Origin of the sequence: Pseudomonas sp. NC02, assembly GCF_002874965.1 — a bacterium.
GTDB lineage: Bacteria > Pseudomonadota > Gammaproteobacteria > Pseudomonadales > Pseudomonadaceae > Aquipseudomonas.
Genome location: NZ_CP025624.1, coordinates 3,759,415 through 3,777,823 on the forward strand (window position 1 = coordinate 3,759,415; position 18,409 = coordinate 3,777,823).

Annotated in this window: 16 protein-coding genes; 6 read left to right on the forward strand and 10 right to left on the reverse strand. The window is 62.1% G+C overall.

Annotation, left to right across the window (positions count from 1 at the left end; all coding sequences use genetic code 11):
- The first annotated feature begins 133 nt into the window (after positions 1-133).
- Positions 134-1,288, forward strand: a complete 1,155-nt coding sequence (gene ampC, locus C0058_RS17810) for a class C beta-lactamase (protein ID WP_102369221.1) — start codon at positions 134-136, stop codon at positions 1,286-1,288.
- A gap of 74 nt (positions 1,289-1,362) precedes the next feature.
- On the opposite strand, the gene dctM is transcribed toward ampC, so the two are convergent.
- The 8 genes from dctM to C0058_RS17855 all read right to left on the reverse strand — a co-directional run bounded on the left by dctM (position 1,363) and on the right by C0058_RS17855 (position 10,066).
- Entirely contained in the window at positions 1,363-2,643 is a 1,281-nt protein-coding gene (gene dctM / locus C0058_RS17815) for a C4-dicarboxylate TRAP transporter large permease protein DctM (protein WP_003215062.1), read from the reverse strand.
- Entirely contained in the window at positions 2,643-3,275 is a 633-nt protein-coding gene (locus C0058_RS17820; RefSeq protein ID WP_003215060.1) for a TRAP transporter small permease, read from the reverse strand. Before C0058_RS17820 ends, dctM begins: the two co-directional genes overlap by 1 nt.
- A gap of 175 nt (positions 3,276-3,450) precedes the next feature.
- Positions 3,451-4,434, reverse strand: a complete 984-nt coding sequence (gene dctP, locus C0058_RS17825) for a C4-dicarboxylate TRAP substrate-binding protein DctP (protein ID WP_003215057.1) — start codon at positions 4,432-4,434, stop codon at positions 3,451-3,453.
- A gap of 222 nt (positions 4,435-4,656) precedes the next feature.
- Positions 4,657-5,472 (reverse strand): CoA ester lyase, encoded by an 816-nt coding sequence (locus C0058_RS17835; RefSeq protein WP_003215055.1) that lies wholly within the window; start codon positions 5,470-5,472, stop codon positions 4,657-4,659.
- Between the two features lie 14 nt (positions 5,473-5,486).
- Positions 5,487-6,683, reverse strand: coding sequence for a CaiB/BaiF CoA-transferase family protein (locus tag C0058_RS17840; protein WP_102369223.1), 1,197 nt, complete (start codon positions 6,681-6,683; stop codon positions 5,487-5,489).
- 9 nt (positions 6,684-6,692) lie between these two features.
- The gene (locus C0058_RS17845) at positions 6,693-8,042 is read right to left on the reverse strand and encodes an MmgE/PrpD family protein (RefSeq protein ID WP_102369224.1); all 1,350 of its coding nucleotides are present in this window, start codon (positions 8,040-8,042) and stop codon (positions 6,693-6,695) included.
- A gap of 10 nt (positions 8,043-8,052) precedes the next feature.
- Positions 8,053-9,216, reverse strand: coding sequence for an acyl-CoA dehydrogenase family protein (locus C0058_RS17850; RefSeq protein ID WP_087694986.1), 1,164 nt, complete (start codon positions 9,214-9,216; stop codon positions 8,053-8,055).
- 31 nt (positions 9,217-9,247) lie between these two features.
- Positions 9,248-10,066: a MaoC family dehydratase N-terminal domain-containing protein gene (locus C0058_RS17855; RefSeq protein ID WP_102370277.1), complete on the reverse strand. Its 819-nt coding sequence runs from the start codon at positions 10,064-10,066 to the stop codon at positions 9,248-9,250.
- A 202-nt stretch (positions 10,067-10,268) separates the two neighbouring features.
- Here C0058_RS17855 and C0058_RS17860 point away from each other — a divergent pair, with 202 nt between their 5' ends.
- Positions 10,269-11,180 carry a LysR family transcriptional regulator gene (locus C0058_RS17860; RefSeq protein ID WP_008436234.1) on the forward strand — a complete coding sequence of 304 codons (912 nt, stop codon included), beginning with the start codon at positions 10,269-10,271 and terminating at the stop codon, positions 11,178-11,180.
- Between the two features lie 34 nt (positions 11,181-11,214).
- Positions 11,215-11,700 (forward strand): GFA family protein, encoded by a 486-nt coding sequence (locus tag C0058_RS17865; RefSeq protein ID WP_102369225.1) that lies wholly within the window; start codon positions 11,215-11,217, stop codon positions 11,698-11,700.
- An 859-nt stretch (positions 11,701-12,559) separates the two neighbouring features.
- On the opposite strand, the gene C0058_RS17875 is transcribed toward C0058_RS17865, so the two are convergent.
- Positions 12,560-13,489, reverse strand: a complete 930-nt coding sequence (locus tag C0058_RS17875) for a LysR substrate-binding domain-containing protein (protein WP_003218560.1) — start codon at positions 13,487-13,489, stop codon at positions 12,560-12,562.
- A 280-nt stretch (positions 13,490-13,769) separates the two neighbouring features.
- Here C0058_RS17875 and C0058_RS17880 point away from each other — a divergent pair, with 280 nt between their 5' ends.
- Positions 13,770-15,002: an MFS transporter gene (locus tag C0058_RS17880; RefSeq protein ID WP_102369226.1), complete on the forward strand. Its 1,233-nt coding sequence runs from the start codon at positions 13,770-13,772 to the stop codon at positions 15,000-15,002.
- On the opposite strand, the gene C0058_RS17885 is transcribed toward C0058_RS17880, so the two are convergent.
- Entirely contained in the window at positions 14,940-15,854 is a 915-nt protein-coding gene (locus C0058_RS17885) for a LysR family transcriptional regulator (RefSeq protein WP_102369227.1), read from the reverse strand. The two genes, C0058_RS17880 and C0058_RS17885, sit on opposite strands and share 63 nt — an antisense overlap.
- Positions 15,855-15,968: 114 nt before the next feature.
- On the opposite strand from C0058_RS17885, the gene C0058_RS17890 reads away from it, so the two are divergent.
- The gene (locus tag C0058_RS17890; RefSeq protein ID WP_008432881.1) at positions 15,969-16,850 is read left to right on the forward strand and encodes a hypothetical protein; all 882 of its coding nucleotides are present in this window, start codon (positions 15,969-15,971) and stop codon (positions 16,848-16,850) included.
- A 50-nt stretch (positions 16,851-16,900) separates the two neighbouring features.
- On the forward strand, positions 16,901-18,127 hold the full coding sequence (locus C0058_RS17895) for a Xaa-Pro peptidase family protein (RefSeq protein WP_003218567.1): 1,227 nt from the start codon (positions 16,901-16,903) through the stop codon (positions 18,125-18,127).
- The last annotated feature ends 282 nt before the right edge of the window (positions 18,128-18,409 follow it).

Consider the following 18,409-nt stretch of genomic DNA (forward strand, 5'->3'; position numbering starts at 1 on the left):
GGCTTGACCCTAATTTTTCTAATGGCTGTTGCGAGATATCATTGTTTGCCGCGGGATCACAAACTGCCTAGATTTGCGGCGCCTGCGCAGGCAACGGTATTCACCCGATCACCTTCATGGAAGTCACGTCATCATGTACACATCCCTTTTTCCAACCGTGCGCAACACCGCGATATTCGCCTTATTGCTCGGCGCAGGCAACTGCATGGCGGCTACCGACATGCGCCAGGTCGTGGACAGTACTGTCCAGCCCCTGATGCAGCAACAGGACATCGCCGGCCTGTCGGTGGCGATCGTACAGAACGGCAAGGCGCAATACTTTAACTACGGCGTTGCCAGCAAGGAGAGCAAGCAGCCCGTCACCGAAAACACCCTGTTTGAAATCGGCTCGGTGAGCAAGACCTTCACCGCCACCCTCGCCGGCTATGCCCTGGCCAACGGCAAGCTGAAGCTGTCGGACCCGGCCAGCCAATACCTGCCGGCATTGCGCGGCGACACGTTTGACCACATCAGCCTGCTCAACCTCGGCACCTACACCGCAGGTGGCTTGCCCCTGCAATTCCCCGATGAGTCCGATAACGCCGGCAAGATGATCAGCTACTACCAGCACTGGAAACCGGACTTCGCTCCCGGCACGCAACGCCTGTATTCTAACCCGAGCATCGGCCTGTTCGGCCACCTGGCAGCGCAAAGCCTGGGCCAGCCGTTTGACCGGTTGATGGCGCAGACCCTGCTGCCGAAACTCGGCCTCAAGCACACCTTTATCAGCGTACCCAAGTCACAAATGAACCTGTACGCCCAGGGTTACGACAAGTCCGGCAAACCGGTGCGCGTCGGGCCTGGCGCCCTGGACGCCGAGGCCTACGGCATCAAGACCAGCACCTCGGACCTGATTCAGTACGTTGAAGTGAACATGCACCCGGCGACGCTGGAGAAGCCGCTGCAACAGGCGATTGCCGCAACCCACACCGGCTACTACACGGTGGATGGCATGACCCAGGGCCTTGGCTGGGAGATGTACCCCTACCCGATCACGCTGGATGCATTGACGGAAGGCAACTCGGCGCAAATGGCCTTTCAGCCCCACAAGGTCAACTGGCTGACACCACCGCAAGCGCCCCATGCCGACACGCTGGTGAACAAGACTGGCGCCACCGGTGGTTTTGGCGCCTATGTGGCGTACGTGCCGAGCAAAGGCCTGGGGGTGGTGATCCTGGCGAACAAGAACTACCCGAATGCCGAACGGGTGAAAGTGGCCCATGCGATCTTGAGTGCGATGGATAAATAAATCCCTGCACACCTCAAATGTGGGAGCGGGCTTGCCCGCTCCCACATTGTTTTGTGGCGTGATTCAAGTTGGGTTTACATCCCCAGCCAGTGCGGCAAGGCCAGCGATATGAACGGCAGGTAAGTCACCATGATCAGGAACACCAGCAGGATCATCAGCCACGGCAACGCCGCGCGGATGGTCTGCCCCAACGTCAGCCCGGTCACCGCCGAGGTCACAAACAGGTTCAACCCCACCGGCGGATGCACCAGGCCAATCTCCATGTTGACCACCATCACAATCCCCAGGTGTATCGGGTCGATCCCCAGCTTCATCGCAATCGGGAAAAAGATCGGCGCCAGGATCAGCACGATCGCCGACGGCTCCATAAAGCTGCCCGCCACCAGCAGCACCACGTTGACCATGATCAGGAAACCAATCGGCGTCAGGCCCTCGGAGATCACCCACGCGGTGATTTCCTGGGGAATCTGCTCCGTGGTCAGCACGTGAGCGAAGAGCATGGCGTTGGCGATGATAAACATCAGCATGATCGCCAGGCGCCCGGACTCCAGCAGCACCTTGGGGCAATCCCTGATCTTCATGTCCTTGTAGATGAACAGCGCGACAAACGCCGAGTACACCGCCGCCACCGCCGCCGCTTCGGTCGGGGTGAACATGCCGCTGTAGATCCCGCCCAGGATGATCACCAGCAGCAACAGGCCCCAGAATGCCCGGCGGGCGCAGGTCAGCCACTCGCGGAAGGTCGCCCGTGGCTGGGCCGGCAGTTTCTTGATGCGCGCGACGATGTAGATCGCGACCATCAACATCAAGCCCAGCAGCAGGCCCGGAATCACCCCGGCCATGAACAGCTTGCCCACCGAGGTTTCCGTGGCGGCCGAGTACACCACCATCACGATCGACGGCGGAATCAGGATGCCCAGGGTACCGGCGTTGCAGATGATCCCGGCGCCGAATTCCTTCGGGTAGCCCGAGCGCACCATGCCCGCCACGGCAATCGAACCCACCGCCGCCACTGTCGCGGGCGAGGAGCCCGACAGTGCGGCAAACAGCATGCATGCCAGCACCGCCGCAATCGCCAGCCCGCCGCGGATATGCCCGACGCAGGCGTTGGCAAAGTCGATCAGCCGCTGCGCCACGCCACCGGTGGTCATGAACGCACCCGACAACAGGAAGAACGGAATCGCCAGGAAGGTATAGGCGTCCGAGGTTTCAAACAGCTTGATTGCCAGGGAACTCACCGAGTCCGGGCTGAACATCAGGATCGACACCGCGCCCGACAACCCCAGGGAAATCGCGATGGGCACACCGAGGAACATGAACACGAACAGCAGCAAAAACAGACACAGAACGGCCATCAGTGACGCTCCTCATGGCTGCCGGCCAACTTGCTGGCTTCACCGGCTTCGTCGGCCAGGCCCAGCCCGGTTTGGCGGTGGGTGAAGATGCGGTAGAAAATTTCCAGGTAGCGGATGAACACCAGGGCAAAGCCGATGGGCACGATCACCACGATGTCGTCGACGTCGATGCCGAACTTGTCGAGGTCTTCGGCGCCGATGTGCGCGGTGGTGACCGCACTCAGCCATTTGTAGCTGGCAACCATGAACAACCCGGCGTAGGCCAGGCAGCACAGGCAAGCCAGCATGCCCAGCAGGCGCTGCACCCGGCGCGGCGTCAGCTTGACCAGCGCGTCCACGCCCAAGTGGCCGGCGGTGCGCACGCCGTAGGAGATGCCGAAGAAAATCAGCCAGCCGAACATGGCCTTGGTCAGCGCCACGCTCCAGGTCATGTCCTGGGCCCAGCCCATGGTGTGGTCACCCAGGGCGTTGAAGAAACCGCTGCTCCACGCCCACTTGTCGGCAAGGGCAAAGAACAGGGTGTAGATGTTGTTGAGCATGACGTAGACAAAAGTCACCAGGGTCATGGCGGCCAGCAGGATGGCGATAAAGCCTTCCTCCAGGTGCTCCCAGACGCGCCTTAGCGTTTGCATGGCAAAACCTCGCGAAGCGGAGATAGGTGTGTGCAAGGCTTGGAGGCGGGAACCGGATCAACATGTGGGAGCGGGCTTGCTCGCGAATGCAGTCTTTCAGTTGATGCATTCGGTGACTGATACACCGCATTCGCGAGCAAGCCCGCTCCCACATTTGATCTCGGTGCCCTCCAAATTACTGGTTCGACGCGTCGGCCGCCTTGATCAGGTCAGCGCCGATTTCACCTTCGAACTTCTGCCACACCGGGCGCATGGCTTCGCGCCAGAGCTGGCGTTGCTCCGGCGTCAGTTCGATGATTTCGCTGGTCTTGGCGTCGATGATCTTCTGCTTGGCCGACTGGTTCAGCGCCTCGGCCTGCTTGTTCACCTCGACGGTGACTTCAACCATGACCTGGTCCAGGGTGGTGCGTACATCCGGCGGCAGGCCGTTCCAGAACTTGGCGTTGGTGATCACCATGTAGTCGATCAGGCCATGGTTGGATTCGGTGAAGTACTTCTGCACTTCGTTGACCTTCTGGCTTTCATAGTTCGACCAGGTGTTCTCGGTGCCGTTGACGGTGCCGGTCTGCAAGCCCTGGTACACCTCGGCAAAACTCATCTTGCGCGGGTTGGCGCGGATCGCCTTGAACTGCTCCTCCAGGACGCTGGAGGCCTGCACGCGGAACTTCAGGCCACGGGCATCCTTGGGCTCACGCAATGCCTTGTTCGCCGACAGTTGCTTGAGGCCGTTGTGCCAATAGGCCAGGCCGAGGATGTTCTTGTCTTGCATCGAGGTCAGCAACGCCTTGCCCTGGGCCGCCTGGAAACGGTCGACCGCCGCCAGGTCGTTGAACAGGAACGGCAGGTCGTAGATCTGTACTTGCTTGGTGTACTGCTCAAACTTGGCCAGGGACGGCGCCAGCATCTGCACGTCGCCCAGCAGCAGCGCTTCCATTTCCTTGCCGTCGCCGAACAGCGAGGAGTTGGGGTACACCTCGACTTTCACCCGGCCGGGCAGGCGTTCTTCAGCGAGCTTCTTGAACAGCAGGGCGCCCTGGCCTTTGGGGGTGTTTTCCGCGACGACGTGGGCGAACTTGATCACGATGGGGTCGGCCGCCTGGGCCAGGCCCGCGGCAAACAAGGTGGCGGCGCAGAACAGCGCCCGAGAAAGCTTGAGCATGGAAAATCACCTTCTTATTGTTGTGTTATAGGGCAAGGTGCCTGATGTCACGCGTATAGAGAATTTCGAATTTTAGATACCTGCGTTCGGCGTGGACGAACGCCGATTTTGCAAACGACAGAGATCCAATGTGGGAGCGGGCTTGCTCGCGAAAGCGGTGTGCCAGTCACCGGATGCACTGGCTGACCCGCCGCTTTCGCGAGCAAGCCCGCTCCCACATTTCTACGGTTGCGCGGCTAATAATCGTTGGGCCCGCAACAACACCGGTGCATCCACCATCTGCCCGTCCAGCTGATACGCCCCGGCCCCATGGGCACCGGCATCCACCACCCGTTTGGCCCAGGCCAGATCCTCGGCACTGGGGGCCAACGCCTGGTGAATCACCGCCACCTGCTTGGGATGGATACACAGCGCGCCGGCAAAGCCCATTTCATAGGCATGCCGAATCGAACGGCGCAGGCCTTCGGGGTCGTCGATGGCCGGGTGCACGCCGTCCAGCGGCGCCACCAGCCCGGCGGCGCGGGAATGCACGATCAAGGCAAGGCGAGCCTGGTCGAGGGCAAATTGCGCGGCCGGGGAGCCGCTGCTCAGGTTCAAGTCCAGCGCCAGGTCCAGGCCACCAAACGACAGGCGCTCCACCAGCGGCGCATGGGCGATTTCCGCCACCGCCAGCAAACCCCGCGCACTCTCGATAATCGGCCAGATAGCCTTGCCCGTTGCAGCCACCACGGCCACCTGGGCCGCACTTTCAACCTTGGGCAGCAACACCCCCGCGACCCCGGCGTGGGCCTGACAGAACGCCACATCGGCAAAATGCTCGGGATGCTCCGGCGCGTTGATCCGCACCCACACCCGCGCCGCCGGCGTCGCCTGCAAAAACACCCCGAGGTTGTCCCGGGCCTGACGCTTGAGCGGCTCTTCCACCGCGTCTTCAAAATCCACAATCACCGCATCGGCGCCACTGGCCAGGGCCTTGGCAAAACGTTCCGGTCGGCTGCCCGGTACAAACAGCGCAGAGCGCACAAGAGAGGTTGGCATCGTTCGATTCCTTGTCAGATAACGCCGCGGATACGCAGGCCGTCGATGGCTTCAGCGGAGTAACCCAGCTGGTCGAGAATCCCTTGGCTGTGCTGCCCCAGCCCCGGCACTGCATCCATCCGCGGAATGAACGCGGCATTGCGTGCCGGTGGCAGCAACGACGGCAACTTGCCCGCCGGGCTGTCGACTTCACGCCAACTGTCCCGGGCCTTGAGCTGCGGGTGGTCCCACACGCCTTGCATGTCGTTGACTCGTGCACTGGCGATTTGCGCGTCTTCCAGGCGCTGGATCACGCCCTCGGCGCTCATCTGCGCAAAACTGTCGACGATGATCTGGCGCAGCACGTCGCGGTTTTCCGAACGCTTGAAGTTGGCCGAGAAACGCTCGTCGGTGGCCAATTCCGGGGTGAGCAGCACCTTGTCGCAGAACGCCGCCCATTCCCGCTCATTCTGCAACCCGAGCATCACCGTGCCGCCGTCGCCGGTGGGAAACGGCCCGTAGGGGTAGATCGTCGAATGCGCCGCACCCGCGCGCGGTGGCTGGGGCGCGCCGTCGAACGCGTAATACATCGGGTAGCCCATCCACTCCACCAGGCTTTCCAGCATGCTGACGTCGATGCGACTGCCCTGCCCGGTCTTGCCCCGCAGCAGCAGCGCCGAGAGGATGCCGCTGTAGGCGTACATCCCGGCGGAGATATCGGCGATGGAGCAGCCGGCCTTGGCCATCTGGTCTTCACCCGGGCCACCGGTGACCGAGAGAAAGCCGCCTTCGCTCTGGATCAGCAGGTCGTAGGCCTTTTTCTTTTCATACGGGCCACCCTCGCCATAGCCGGAGATGTCGCAGACGATCAGCCGCGGGAAGCGCTCATGCAGCGCCTCGAATGACAATCCCATGCGCGCGGCCGCGCCCGGTGCGAGATTCTGCACCAGCACATCGGCATCGGCCAGCAGGGTTTCCAGGATGTTCCCGGCATCGTCGTGCTTGAGGTCCAGGGTCAGGCTTTCCTTGGAACGGTTGGTCCACACGAAATGCGAGGCCAGGCCGCGCACGCGCTCGTCATAGCCCCGGGCAAAGTCGCCCGCCCCGGGACGTTCGATCTTGATCACCCGCGCGCCCAGGTCGGCCAACTGGCGAGTGCAGAACGGTGCGGCAATCGCGTGTTCCAGGCTGACAACGGTGATGCCGTCCAGCGGTCGTTGATTAGCGGTCATGACAGTTCCTTAAAGCCAGTGAGCCAGGGACGCGGCGTTGCGCAGGTCCCAGACTTTTTCAATCAGCCCGGTGGTTTGCGCGGGTGTGCGGGCACCGCTGAATTGAGTCAGGCGCTGGAACTTGTCGGCCAGCTCCGAGCGATTCAGGGTGTTGCCCGGGTCGCCCTTGGGTTCGTCGATGGCGCCGTGCAGGGTGCGACCATCGGCGGTGGTCACGATCACCCGGCCCAGCCAGCGCTGCGGATAGGCACCGTCGACTTCGGTGTCGAGGGTCATGGAGACCTTGTCGCGAAACGCCGCCACGTCCCCGTCGCTCAGCGCCAGCTCGTGAAACTCGGTCAGCCCGGCCTTGCCATGCACGGCAATCAACCCCAGCACGGTGCCCATGGAGAACTTGGCCTGGTGCACGGTCTGCGGCAGCGTCACCCGGCCCAAAACGTCGATGGCGCCCTGGTGAACGCGGGTTTCCACATGGGCGATCTGCTCATGGCCCAGCCCTTCGCGCTGCATCAGATCCAGCAGCGCATCGGCGGCCGGATGGGTATGCCGGCATGAAGCATGGAACTTGAACGACGTTTCCAGCAGCGCCCAGCGACTGCCGAGGCGATCCGACAATTTGCCTGGGTCGGCGTCGGTGGACATACCCGCCGCCATCCCCTGATCACCTTCCAGAATATTGCGCGCACCGGTCAGCCCGTCCGCCGTCAGATACGCCGCCAGCAAACCATCGGCAGCGGCCTTGGCAGTGTGCAGTTGCTTGGAGTCGGCGGCATCCCGCAGGAACTCCCACAGCCCGGCCGCCTGAGTGCCGGCACTGCCCAGCAGATTGATGAATTGCTCTTGGTTGAAGTCGAGCAATTTGCCCACGGCCACCGCCGCCGCGAGAGTGCCGACGGTGGCCGTGGTGTGGAAGATCCGGTAGTGGGAGCGGCCCATGAACTCACCGATGCGAATCCCGGCTTCGTAGCCGGCCACCGAGGCCAGCAGCAGCTCGCGACCGGACTTGCCGAGGTCTTGCGCCGCCGCCAATGCCGCCGGAAACACCACGGTCGCCGGGTGCAATACCGAGCTGTTGTGCAGGTCATCCTGCTCCACCAGGTGCGACGACGCGCCATTCACCAGCGCGGCGAAATAGGCACTGCTGCTGCCGCCGTTGACGATGATCTGCGCCGGGCCATCAGCCGGGCCCATCCTGCGGGCATAACGTTCGAACAGCGGGATCGGATGCGCGCCCTTGCTGGCCAGCGCCGAGGCGAGCCAGTCGAGGAACAGGTCTTCGGTGCGGGCGAGTACGGCGTCCGGCAATTGTTCGTAGTTCAACTCGGCGAGGAACCGGCACAGCGCTTGGGTATGGCTCATGGTCGGGCCCTCAGAAACTGCGTGGCAGTTCGAGCAGATGCTCGGCCACGTAGGACAGGATCAGGTTGGTGGAGATCGGCGCGACCTGGTACAGGCGGGTTTCGCGGAACTTGCGCTCCACGTCGTATTCGCAGGCAAACCCGAAGCCGCCGTGGGTTTGCAGGCAGGCGTTGGCCGCCTCCCAGGAAGCCTTGGCCGCGAGGTACTTGGCCATGTTCGCGCTGGCCCCGGCATTGGCGCCGCTGTCGTATTCCTCACAGGCACGCCAGCGCATCAAGTCGGCCGCTTCGATCTCGATATGGGCTTCGGCAATCGGGAACTGCACGCCCTGGTTCTGTCCGATGGGCCGACCAAATACCACGCGGTCGCGGGCATAGGCGCTGGCTTTCTCGATAAACCAGCGGCCATCGCCGATGCACTCGGCGGCAATCAGGGTGCGTTCGGCGTTGAGGCCGTCGAGGATGTAGCGAAAGCCCTTGCCCTCCTCGCCAATCAGGCTGTCCAGCGGCAACTCCAGGTTGTCGAAGAACAGTTCGTTGGTCTCGTGGTTGACCATGTTGGCGATGGGCTGCACGGTCAGGCCGTTGCCGATGGCTTCCCGCAAGTCCACCAGGAAGATCGACATGCCTTCGGATTTTTTCTTCACCTCGGCCAACGGCGTGGTGCGGGCCAGCAGGATCATCAGGTCGGAATGCTGCACCCGCGAGATCCAGACTTTCTGGCCGTTGATCACGTACTTGTCGCCACGCTTGACTGCGGTGGTCTTGATTTTGGTGGTGTCAGTGCCGGTGGTGGGCTCGGTCACGGCCATCGACTGCAGGCGCAATTCGCCGCTGGCGAGCTTGGGCAGGTAGAAGCTTTTCTGTGCTTCGCTGCCGTGACGCAGCAAGGTGAACATGTTGTACATCTGGCCGTGGACGGTGCCGGAGTTGCCGCCGCAGCGGTTCACTTCTTCCAGAATCACCGAGGCTTCCGCCAGCCCCAGGCCGGAGCCGCCGTAGGCTTCCGGGATCATTGCCGACAGCCAGCCGGCATCGGTCAGGGCCTTGACGAAGGCTTCCGGGAAACCTTTTTCTTCATCGACCTTGCGCCAGTAGGCAGCGTCGAATTCGGCGCAGAGTGCGCGCACGCCTTCGCGGATGGCATTCAGTTCTTCGTTGTCATTCGGGTTCATTAACGGCTCTCCGCCTGTTGTTCTTGGAGGTTTATTCGAAATGCAGTTCGGCGCGCTGGGCCAGGCCGTCGGCGTTGCCCGCCCACAGTTCCGCGACGCCCGGCGCGGTGACGCGCCCGCCCACTTCAAAGGCTTGCGGGGCAATCAACGGGCGCACGCCGCGATACGAGAAACGGCGCAACGTGGCCGCGGGGTTGGCGCGGCAAAATGCGCGCAGGCTCAAGGTGGCGATCAGCGGCCCGTGCACCACCAGCCCCGGATAACCTTCGGTGCCGGTGACATAGGGGTAGTCGTAGTGAATGCGGTGGCCGTTGAAGGTCACGGCGCTGTAGCGGAACAACAGGGTTGGCGTCGGGTCGACCGCTTCGCGCCAGGCGCCTTCGGGGAGCGCGTCACCACTGCCCTGCTTGGGCGGCGTGGGTTCGCGGTAGACGATGTCCTGTTCTTCGCGCAGGGCCAGGCGGCCGTCCTGGGAATAGTCGTGGCGCACGGTGACGAACAACAACGAGCCGGTGCGACCGGTTTTTTCTTCCACCTGGGTGATGGTCGAAACGCGGGTGGCGGCCTCACCGGCACGCAATGCATGGAAGAACTCGATGCGCCCGCCGGCCCACATGCGGTTGCGATTATCGGCCGGCGGCAGGAAGCCGCCACGGGCCGGATGACCGTCACCGCCCAGGGCGGACTCGGGCAGCGGGTCCTGGAAGAAGCACCATTGCCACAAGGGCGGAACCGGCTCGCCATCTGCCGGTGCCGCTTCGCCAAAGGTGGCGGCGATGCGTTTGAGCAGGTTGTGGCTCAAGTGGTCGTGGGCTGTTTCGCTACGGCCGATCCAGTCTGTGGCGCTCATCAGGTGCATGTCCTCGGGCAGGGAATCTGAACCGGATCATGCTGGGCCCTGGCCGTTCTGAGAATTTGCATTTCAATAAAGCAGCGTTCGGCTATGCTGAACGCCATCGCCCATAAAAAGATCTCAAGAACCCGGATGATCAATGTGGGAGCTGGCTTGCCGGCTCCCACATGGGTTCTTCGTCGCTGCCCCGGAGCCTTGCATGCACTTTGATCTGGCTGACTTACGCCTGTTTATCCATATCGCCGAATCCCCCAGCCTGACCCAGGGCGCCAAGCGCGCGTTCCTTTCGCCGGCCGCCGCCAGTGCGCGGATCAAGGCCCTGGAGGGCCAGCTCGACACCCGCCTGTTGTACCGCGACAGCCGTGGCGTGGAGATCACCCCGGCGGGCGAACGGCTGCTGCACCATGCGCGGCTGATCATGCGCCAGGTGGATTACCTGAAAAGCGAGTTCACCCAATACGGCATCGACTCGGCCGGGCATATCCGCATTTTTGCCAACACCACCGCCGTGACCGAGTTTCTCCCGGAGGTGCTGGCCGGCTTCCTGTCCCAGCGCCCCGGCGTGACGGTGGACCTGCAGGAGCGGCTGTCGCGGGATATCGTGCGGGGCGTGCTGGATGGCACCAGCGACATGGGCATCATCGCCGGGCCTGTGGAAGCATCGGGTTTGCAGGTGCTGCACTTCAGCACCGACCACCTGGTGCTGACGGTACCGGTGGGGCATCCGCTGGCGGGCCTGCCTTCGGTGACGCTGGAGCAAACCCTGGCTTATCAACATATCGGCTTGCATGACGGCAGCACGTTGCTGAGTTTCCTGCGTGAGCATGTGGAGCGGCTGGGCAAGCACTTGTCGTTGCGCATTCAAATGTCGAGCTTCGAGGCGATCTGCCGGATGGTTGAGGCGGGCGTGGGGATCGGCATCATTCCCGAGTCGGCCGCCGTGCGGCACAGCCGGACCATGCAACTGGTGACGGTGAAGCTGGATGAAGTTTGGGCAGTGCGCGAGCGCAGTATTCTGGTGCGGGAACTGGAGGCGTTGCCGGGTACGATTCGGGCGTTGATCGCGACCTTGATGCCCGAGATGGAACCGCCCCGGCTGCCGGGCGCCTAAGCTAACGTTGCCCTTTTGCGAAGGAGATCTGGTCATGCAGCTTGAAGGTTCCTGCCATTGCGGCGCGGTTTCGTTCAGTCTTGAGAGTGCGCATCCCTACCCTTATCAGCGGTGTTATTGCTCGATTTGTCGCAAGACCCAGGGGGGTGGCGGGTATGCGATCAACCTTGGGGGGGATGCCAGGAGCCTTAAGGTGCGGGGGCGCAAGTTGATTTCGATTTATCACGCGCGGATGAAAGAGCCGGGGGATAGCCGGGCGCATGCGAGTACGGCTGAGCGGCATTTTTGTTCGCAGTGTGGGTCGGGGTTGTGGTTGTTCAGTCCGCAGTGGCCGGAGTTGATTCATCCGTTTGCTTCGGCGATTGATACGCCGTTGCCGGTGCCGCCGGAGCATACGCATCTGATGCTGGGGTCGAAGGCGCCGTGGGTTGAGGTGAGTGTTCGCGCGGGGGACCTGGAGTTTGAGGACTATCCAAAGGAGTCGATTGCCGAGTGGCATGAGCGGTTGGGGCTGGGTTGATTGATTAAGTGAGTGAGTGAGTGAGTGAATATCCGTTATTTGGGTGATGGCTGAGATTGGTTCCGCTCTTACAGCGGCTCACTTTTGAAAAGCGCAAAAGTAAGCAAAACGCTCTTGCCCCACCACTCGGCACCTCGCTTAGGCTCGGTGTGCCCTCACTCCGGCTTTGAACCGTGGGCCGCCGTCATGGGCCATCCCTGGCCCAGGACGGCTAACCCGGCGTCCTGCCGGGTTACCCACGCTCCAAAGCCTGCGTTCGGCCAGCGTGGTTTAACGGGGCGCCCAAGATCAAGATCAAAAGCAGATCAAGAGCACAGCGGCCTACCGGCCGGCTTGAGTGTTGAAGAGCAAAATCAAAATCTAAAGCGGGCACGGTCCAAAAAATGTGGGAGCGGGCTTGCTCGCGAAGGTCGTTAACGATGACGCGGGCATTCTGGATGAACGCGGCGCTCTCAGGTTTTTCGCGAGCAAGCCCGCTCCCACAGAAAAGCAGATCTGCTTTCGCTCTGGTCTTTGCTTTTAACACTCAAGCCGGCCGGGAGGCCGCTGTGCTGTTGCTTTTGATCTTGATCTGCGGGCCCCGTCAACCACGATGGCCGCAAGTAGGCACGGTGGAGCGGGTAAATCGGCAAGGATGCCGATTTAGCCGCGCCGGGCCATGGATGGCCCGTCGCGGCGGCCCGCGGAACCGGGCCGGAGTGCGGGCATGCCGAGCCTGGGCGAGGCACCGAGTGGTGGGGCAAAGACCTTTTGGTTACTTTTGGGGCGTTTGCCAAAAGTGACCCGCTGTAAGAGCGGAACCATAAGTGGCCGTTACCGCAGCAATGGATATGTACACAAACCCCACACCCCCCACTCCTCACCCAGCCGCCAAAGAAGGCTCCAACTGCCGCTGAGCCAACCAAATCTCCTCCTGCAGCCACTGCGCAAACACCTGCAACTGCGGCGTATCCGTCTGCTCCGGCCGGGTCACCAGCCAATACGACTGATGCCCCTCCACATGCACATTCAGCACCTGCGTCAACTGCCCACTGGCCAACTCCGAAGCGACCATATGCCAATCCGCAATGGTAATCCCCAACCCATCGATCGCCGCCCGAATCGCCAAATCCAGCAGGTCAAACTCATACCCCCCCTCGATATCAACCCCACTGATCCGCGCCGCATCCAGCCAATGCTTCCACGTCAGATACCGCTGATCCTCCCGCGCCAGCACATGCAGCAACGTCATGCGATTCAGATCAATCCCGTCACTCCACTCCCGGGCATACAACGACGGCGCACACACCGCGATATGCCGCTCCTGAATCAACAACGAGCTGTCCAACCCATCCCATTCCCCATCGCCAAACCGAATCGCACAATCCAGCGTACTGGTCTCCGCCAGGCTGTCCTGCAACCGCGTGGTAATGCTCAACTCCAACTCCGGATGCTGCTCGCGCAAGCGCCCCAACCGCGGCATCAACCAACGATTGGTAAACGTCGGCGGCGCATTGATGTGCAGTCGATTGGCATGGGACTTCTGCTGGATACTGCGCACCGTCAACTCGATCTTGTCGAACGACTGATGCAACGCCCGCAGCAATACCCGCCCGGCACTGGTCAATTCCAGGTGATGGTGACGACGCTCCAGCAGGGCCTCGCCCAACTGTTCTTCAAGCTGGCGCACCTGGCGGCTGACCGCACTCTGCGTGACGTTCAACAGCTCGGCGGCCCGGGTAAAACTGCCGGTACTGCCGGCGACTTCGAAAGCTTTGAGGGCGTTGAGACCGGGCATTTTGCGTTTCATGGACGACACTCGGGAGCACAGGGGAAATAACCTGCACAACATACCTTTTTGTATTGGGTCAGCGGTAGCACCCCAGCCTGACAAACAATTAATCGTCACAAACGCTGAAAGTGTCGTTTATCGCTACAGACCGTCGCTCACGAATAAATAGCCTGCGTATAACGCATGCACACTAAGACAATTAAGCATTGGTCGTCGCCAGGCTATAAACGCTAGTCTGCCGATGTACTTCCTGTAACTTCGCCCCTCTCTTTCGCGATTAACTTATCGAGTCATCGCCATGTCCAACGCACCCGTTTCATCCCGGCGAAGTATTGGCTTGCTGGCACTGGTGTTTACCGCCTGCAACGCCACCACCCACGGTTTCAGTGTGTTCCTGTATTCGGCGCTGTTGCCGCAGATCCGCCTGGCCTTTGAGCTCAGTTACAGCCAGGCCGCATTGATCGCCGCGCTGTTGCAGCTGTTCTACATGGGCGCCTCGATTGCCAGCGGCCTGGCGGCGGCGTGGATCAGCCCGCGCAATATGGTGCGCCTGACCATCGTCCTCAGCCCCGCCCTGCTGGCCCTGGCCGTCGCCACGCCGTGGGTGCTGCCGTTTGCCCTGTGCCTGGCACTGGTGTCGGCGTGCGCGGTGTCGAACTGGAACGCGATTTCGGCCCTCGCTCAAGAGGTGATCCCGACTACACATCGCAGCCGGGTGCTCGGGCTGGCGTCCTCGGGCTCAGCCTTTGCGCTGTGCTTGAACGGGCTGTTGATCGCGCTGTTGCAGGGGTTGTCGTTGCGCCAGTTCTGGCTGATCTGCGCCGGGTTGACGCTGGTTGTCACGCTGTTGACCCTGTGGGCACTGGCCCCGATCAAGCAACCGGCACCACGCGAGACCATGGCGCCGGCGCTGAATCAAGTGCTGCGCCAATGGCTGAAGTTGTGCATGGCACAACCGGTGGCAATGCAGATCGTCTTGCTCAGCGCGTTTATCGGCGCCATCAGCGGGCCGTTTCTGAATTTCCTGTCGGCGTTCGTCAGCGAGCAGCTACAGGCCAGCGCCTCCGTCACCGGCTCGATGTGGACGCTGATCGGGATCGGCGGTGTGATCGGCGGCTTGCTGCTGGGCACGCTGGCAGATCGTTGGGGGGCGTTGCGGGTGATGGCCCTGAGTATCGGCGCGTTTGGTCTGAGCATGCTCGGCTTGCTCGGGCACCCGAGCCTGGTACTGAGCTGGCTGGCGGCCGGGCTGTTCGCGCTGTTCTATTTCCCGTGTTGGGGCTTGATGGCCGCCTACGTCGGTGCCCGGCTCAGCCCGGTGCACAGCCTGCAAGTGGTGAGCCTGAGCATGGTCAGCTACGGCCTGGCGAGTGCCACCGGCAATGCCTTGTGCGGCTGGCTGCTGCAAGTCACTGGCGAATTTGCGGTGGTGCACGGCTGGATCGCGGCCTGGGTGTTGGCCAGCCTGTTATTGCTCAAGCGCATGGCCCAGCGACACACCCGTGAAGCGCTGGCCGCCCAGATGCCCTGAGTGGCCCAGTTGCCGGCGCAGAATCTCCACCAGGGCATCCACTTCCGGCACCTGGCAACCGGCTGAACGCCAGAACATCAGGCGCGCCGGGGCAATCGGCGGGAAGCCCTGGCGCTCGTCCAGAATCTGCCAGTCGGGTGGCACCAGGCGCCGCGCCATCACGCCCACCGACAAGCCCTGCTCGATCGCAATCGCAATGCCGCGCGGGCTTTGGCTGGTGTAAACCACCTGCCACGAGCGCCCGGACTGGGCCAGCGCCTGCACGGCGTTCGCACGGAACGCGCAGCCCTCGGCGTACACCGCCAACGGCACCGACTGACGCCCCACGCAACTCCAGCTGGGCGCCGCGACCCACACCAACGGCTCGTCGCACAGGTATTCCCCGCTGTGCAAACCTGCGTGTTCCACCCCCAGCACCAGGTCCAGCTCGCCCCGTTGCAGGCGCCCCACCAGGGCCGTCGACATCTCGCAGCACACATCGGGCCGTACCTGGGAGAACTGCGCCTGGAAGTCCTTGAGCATCCCGCCCAGGCAGTACTCGGCGTAGTCCTCGGGCATGCCGAGGTGGATACACACCTGTTGATTGGGCAATTGCGCGGCGCTGACGGCCTCGCTGTGCAGCTTGAGGATCTGCCGGGCGTAGATCAAAAAGGTTTCGCCACCGGGGGTCAGGCCCACCGAGCGGCTGGTACGGCGGATCAGTGGCGTGCCGACGATGTCTTCCAGGCGTTGCAGGCTCTGGCTGACGGTGGATTGGGTCTTGTGCAGGCGCTCGGCGGCCGCCGAAAACCCCTGGCACTCGATAATTGCCACAAACACTTTAAGCAGGGTGCCATCCAGTTCGCCCGACATAACTATCGCCCTCGCCGATGGATTCGATCACAACTTGTAATTTCCACTTTGCACCTCGTTCAGCAACTATCGGGTCAGCCAAAAAACACCAACTGATAGTTCCGGGAGTCTTGCATGAGCCTTCAACTTGCTGACGCTGAAGTGGGCGATATCAGCGACATTATTAATACCGAGCTGTATCCCATACATGATTCGGGCCATGTTCAATTACAGGCCCTGATCGAACACGCCCGGGCCGAACTGGCCGAAGACGGTTGCTGCCTGCTGAAGAACTTCCTGCGCCCCGCAGCGCTTGAGCAGGCGCGCCTGGAAGGTTTGGCGCTGTCGGGCAAGACGTTTTATTCGGTGCGCAAGGTCAACGCCTACTTCACCGAGGACGACACCTCCCTGCCCCACGATGACCCGCGCCGCACGTTCATGGAGCGCACCAGCGGCTTTGTGACCCGCGACATGATCGCCCCGGACGCGATCATCCACCGGCTGTACGTGTCGCCGATGATGAAACGCTTTATCGGTGCCTGCCTGAATGAGCCGGAAATCTTCGAGTACGCCGACCCGTTCGCCGGGCTGGTGATCAACGTGATGCCGGACGGCACCGAGCAGCCCTGGCACTTCGATACCAACGAATTCATCGTCAGCATGATGACCCAGAAGCCCGAGGCCGGCGGCCTGTTCGAGTACGCGCCGATGATTCGCTCGCGCACCCAGGAGAACCTCGGCGCCGTGGGCAAGGTGGTGCGTGGCGAGGACCGTTCGCGGGTGCAGGAACTGGAGCTGAATCCCGGCGATTTGCAGATATTCAAAGGGCGTTTTTCGGTGCACCGGGTGACCCGCGTGGAAGGCGCCACCGAGCGCAACACGGCGATCTTCGCCTACTCCGAAAAGCCCGGAATCATTGGCCGTGCCCAGCGCACCAAGCAGCTTTACGGACGCCTGTCCGAAGCCCATCTGCAAGCCGAACGCAACCTGGTCCGCAGCGACCAGTTGCTCGACTGATTCATACCTAAAAAACCTTGAAACCGTATTTGCCCTGCGAGGAACACCCCATGAGTCTGTCCGGCCCCAACCGCAACCCCGCTGACTGCGAACCTACCCATGACGAGATCCAGCAGATCCAGCTGGACCGCCTGCAACGGGTGCGCAACGAACTGAAAAAACGCGACTACGCCGCCTGCGTACTGTTCGACCCTACCCACATGCGCTACGCCACCGGCTCGCGCAACATGCAGGTGTACTCGGCGCGCAACCCGGCCCGCTATGCGTTTATCCCGGCAGAAGGCCCGGTGGTGGTGTTCGAATTCGGCGGCTGCCTGCACCTGGCCGAAACCCTCAACACCGTCGATGAAGTGCGCCCGGCCAAAGCCATCTCCTATTACTTCTGCGAAAGTTTCCTGGGCAATGTCACCGCCGACTGGGCCGCGGAAATCGATGAGCTGGTGCGCAAATGCGGCGGCGGCAAACGCATCGCCATTGAAAGCGCCACCTCCGCCGCAGCCTTCGAACTGCAAAAGCTCGGCTACCAGATTTTCGACGCCCAGGAACCGCTGGAACGTGCGCGCTGCATCAAGGTGCCGAACGAACTCAAGATGATCCGCGCCAGCCTGCGCGCTACCGAGGCCGGGGTGCGCCTGATGGAAAGCAAACTCACCCCCGGCATCAGCGAGAACGAGCTGTGGTCGCACCTGCACCAGCATGTGATCGCCACCGACGGTGATTACGTCGAGACCCGCCTGCTGTCCTCCGGCCCACGCACCAACCCGTGGTTCCAGGAGTGCAGCACCCGGCCCATCGAAGCCGGCGACCTGGTAGCGCTGGACACTGACGTGGTCGGGCGTTTCGGCTACTACGCCGACTTCTCGCGGACCTTCCTGTGCGGTGAACAAGCCGCCACCGCCAAGCAGCAGGAGCTGTACAAACTGGCCTACGAGCAAGTGCAGACCAACATGGAAATGCTCAAGGCCGGGCGCAGTTTCAAGGAGTACGCGGAACTGGCCTGGAAGATTCCCGAGCATTACAAAAACAACCGTTACTTCGCCCTGGTGCACGGGGTTGGCATGACCGGTGAATACCCCTACGTGGTGCATCGCGAAGACATTGATGCCCTGGGCTACGACGGCGTGTTCGAAGCCGGCATGACCATCTGCGTGGAAAGCTACATCGGCCACGACGACGGCGGCGAAGGGGTCAAGCTCGAAGAGCAGATCTACATCCACGAACACGGCATCGAGTTGCTCTCCGACTACCCGTTCGACCCGCGCTTGTTGAGGTACTGATCGTTCCCACGCTCTGCGTGGGAATGCATCCCGTGACGCTCTGCGTCACCGTTTCGCAGAGGGGACGCGGAACGTCCGGGGCGGCATTCCCACGCAGAGCGTGGGAACGATCGGTCGGTGGGGAGCGACATGTAACATGCGTTTATAGAACGTTCCAACGCAGAATTTGTCGTTTGTCGATCTTTGCGCAAATGACAAAACTGCGGGCATCTCTAATAAAAACAACATGAGAGCTGCCCTATGTCCTGTCCCATTGCCACCCTCCCGACTTCGTTGCGCCTT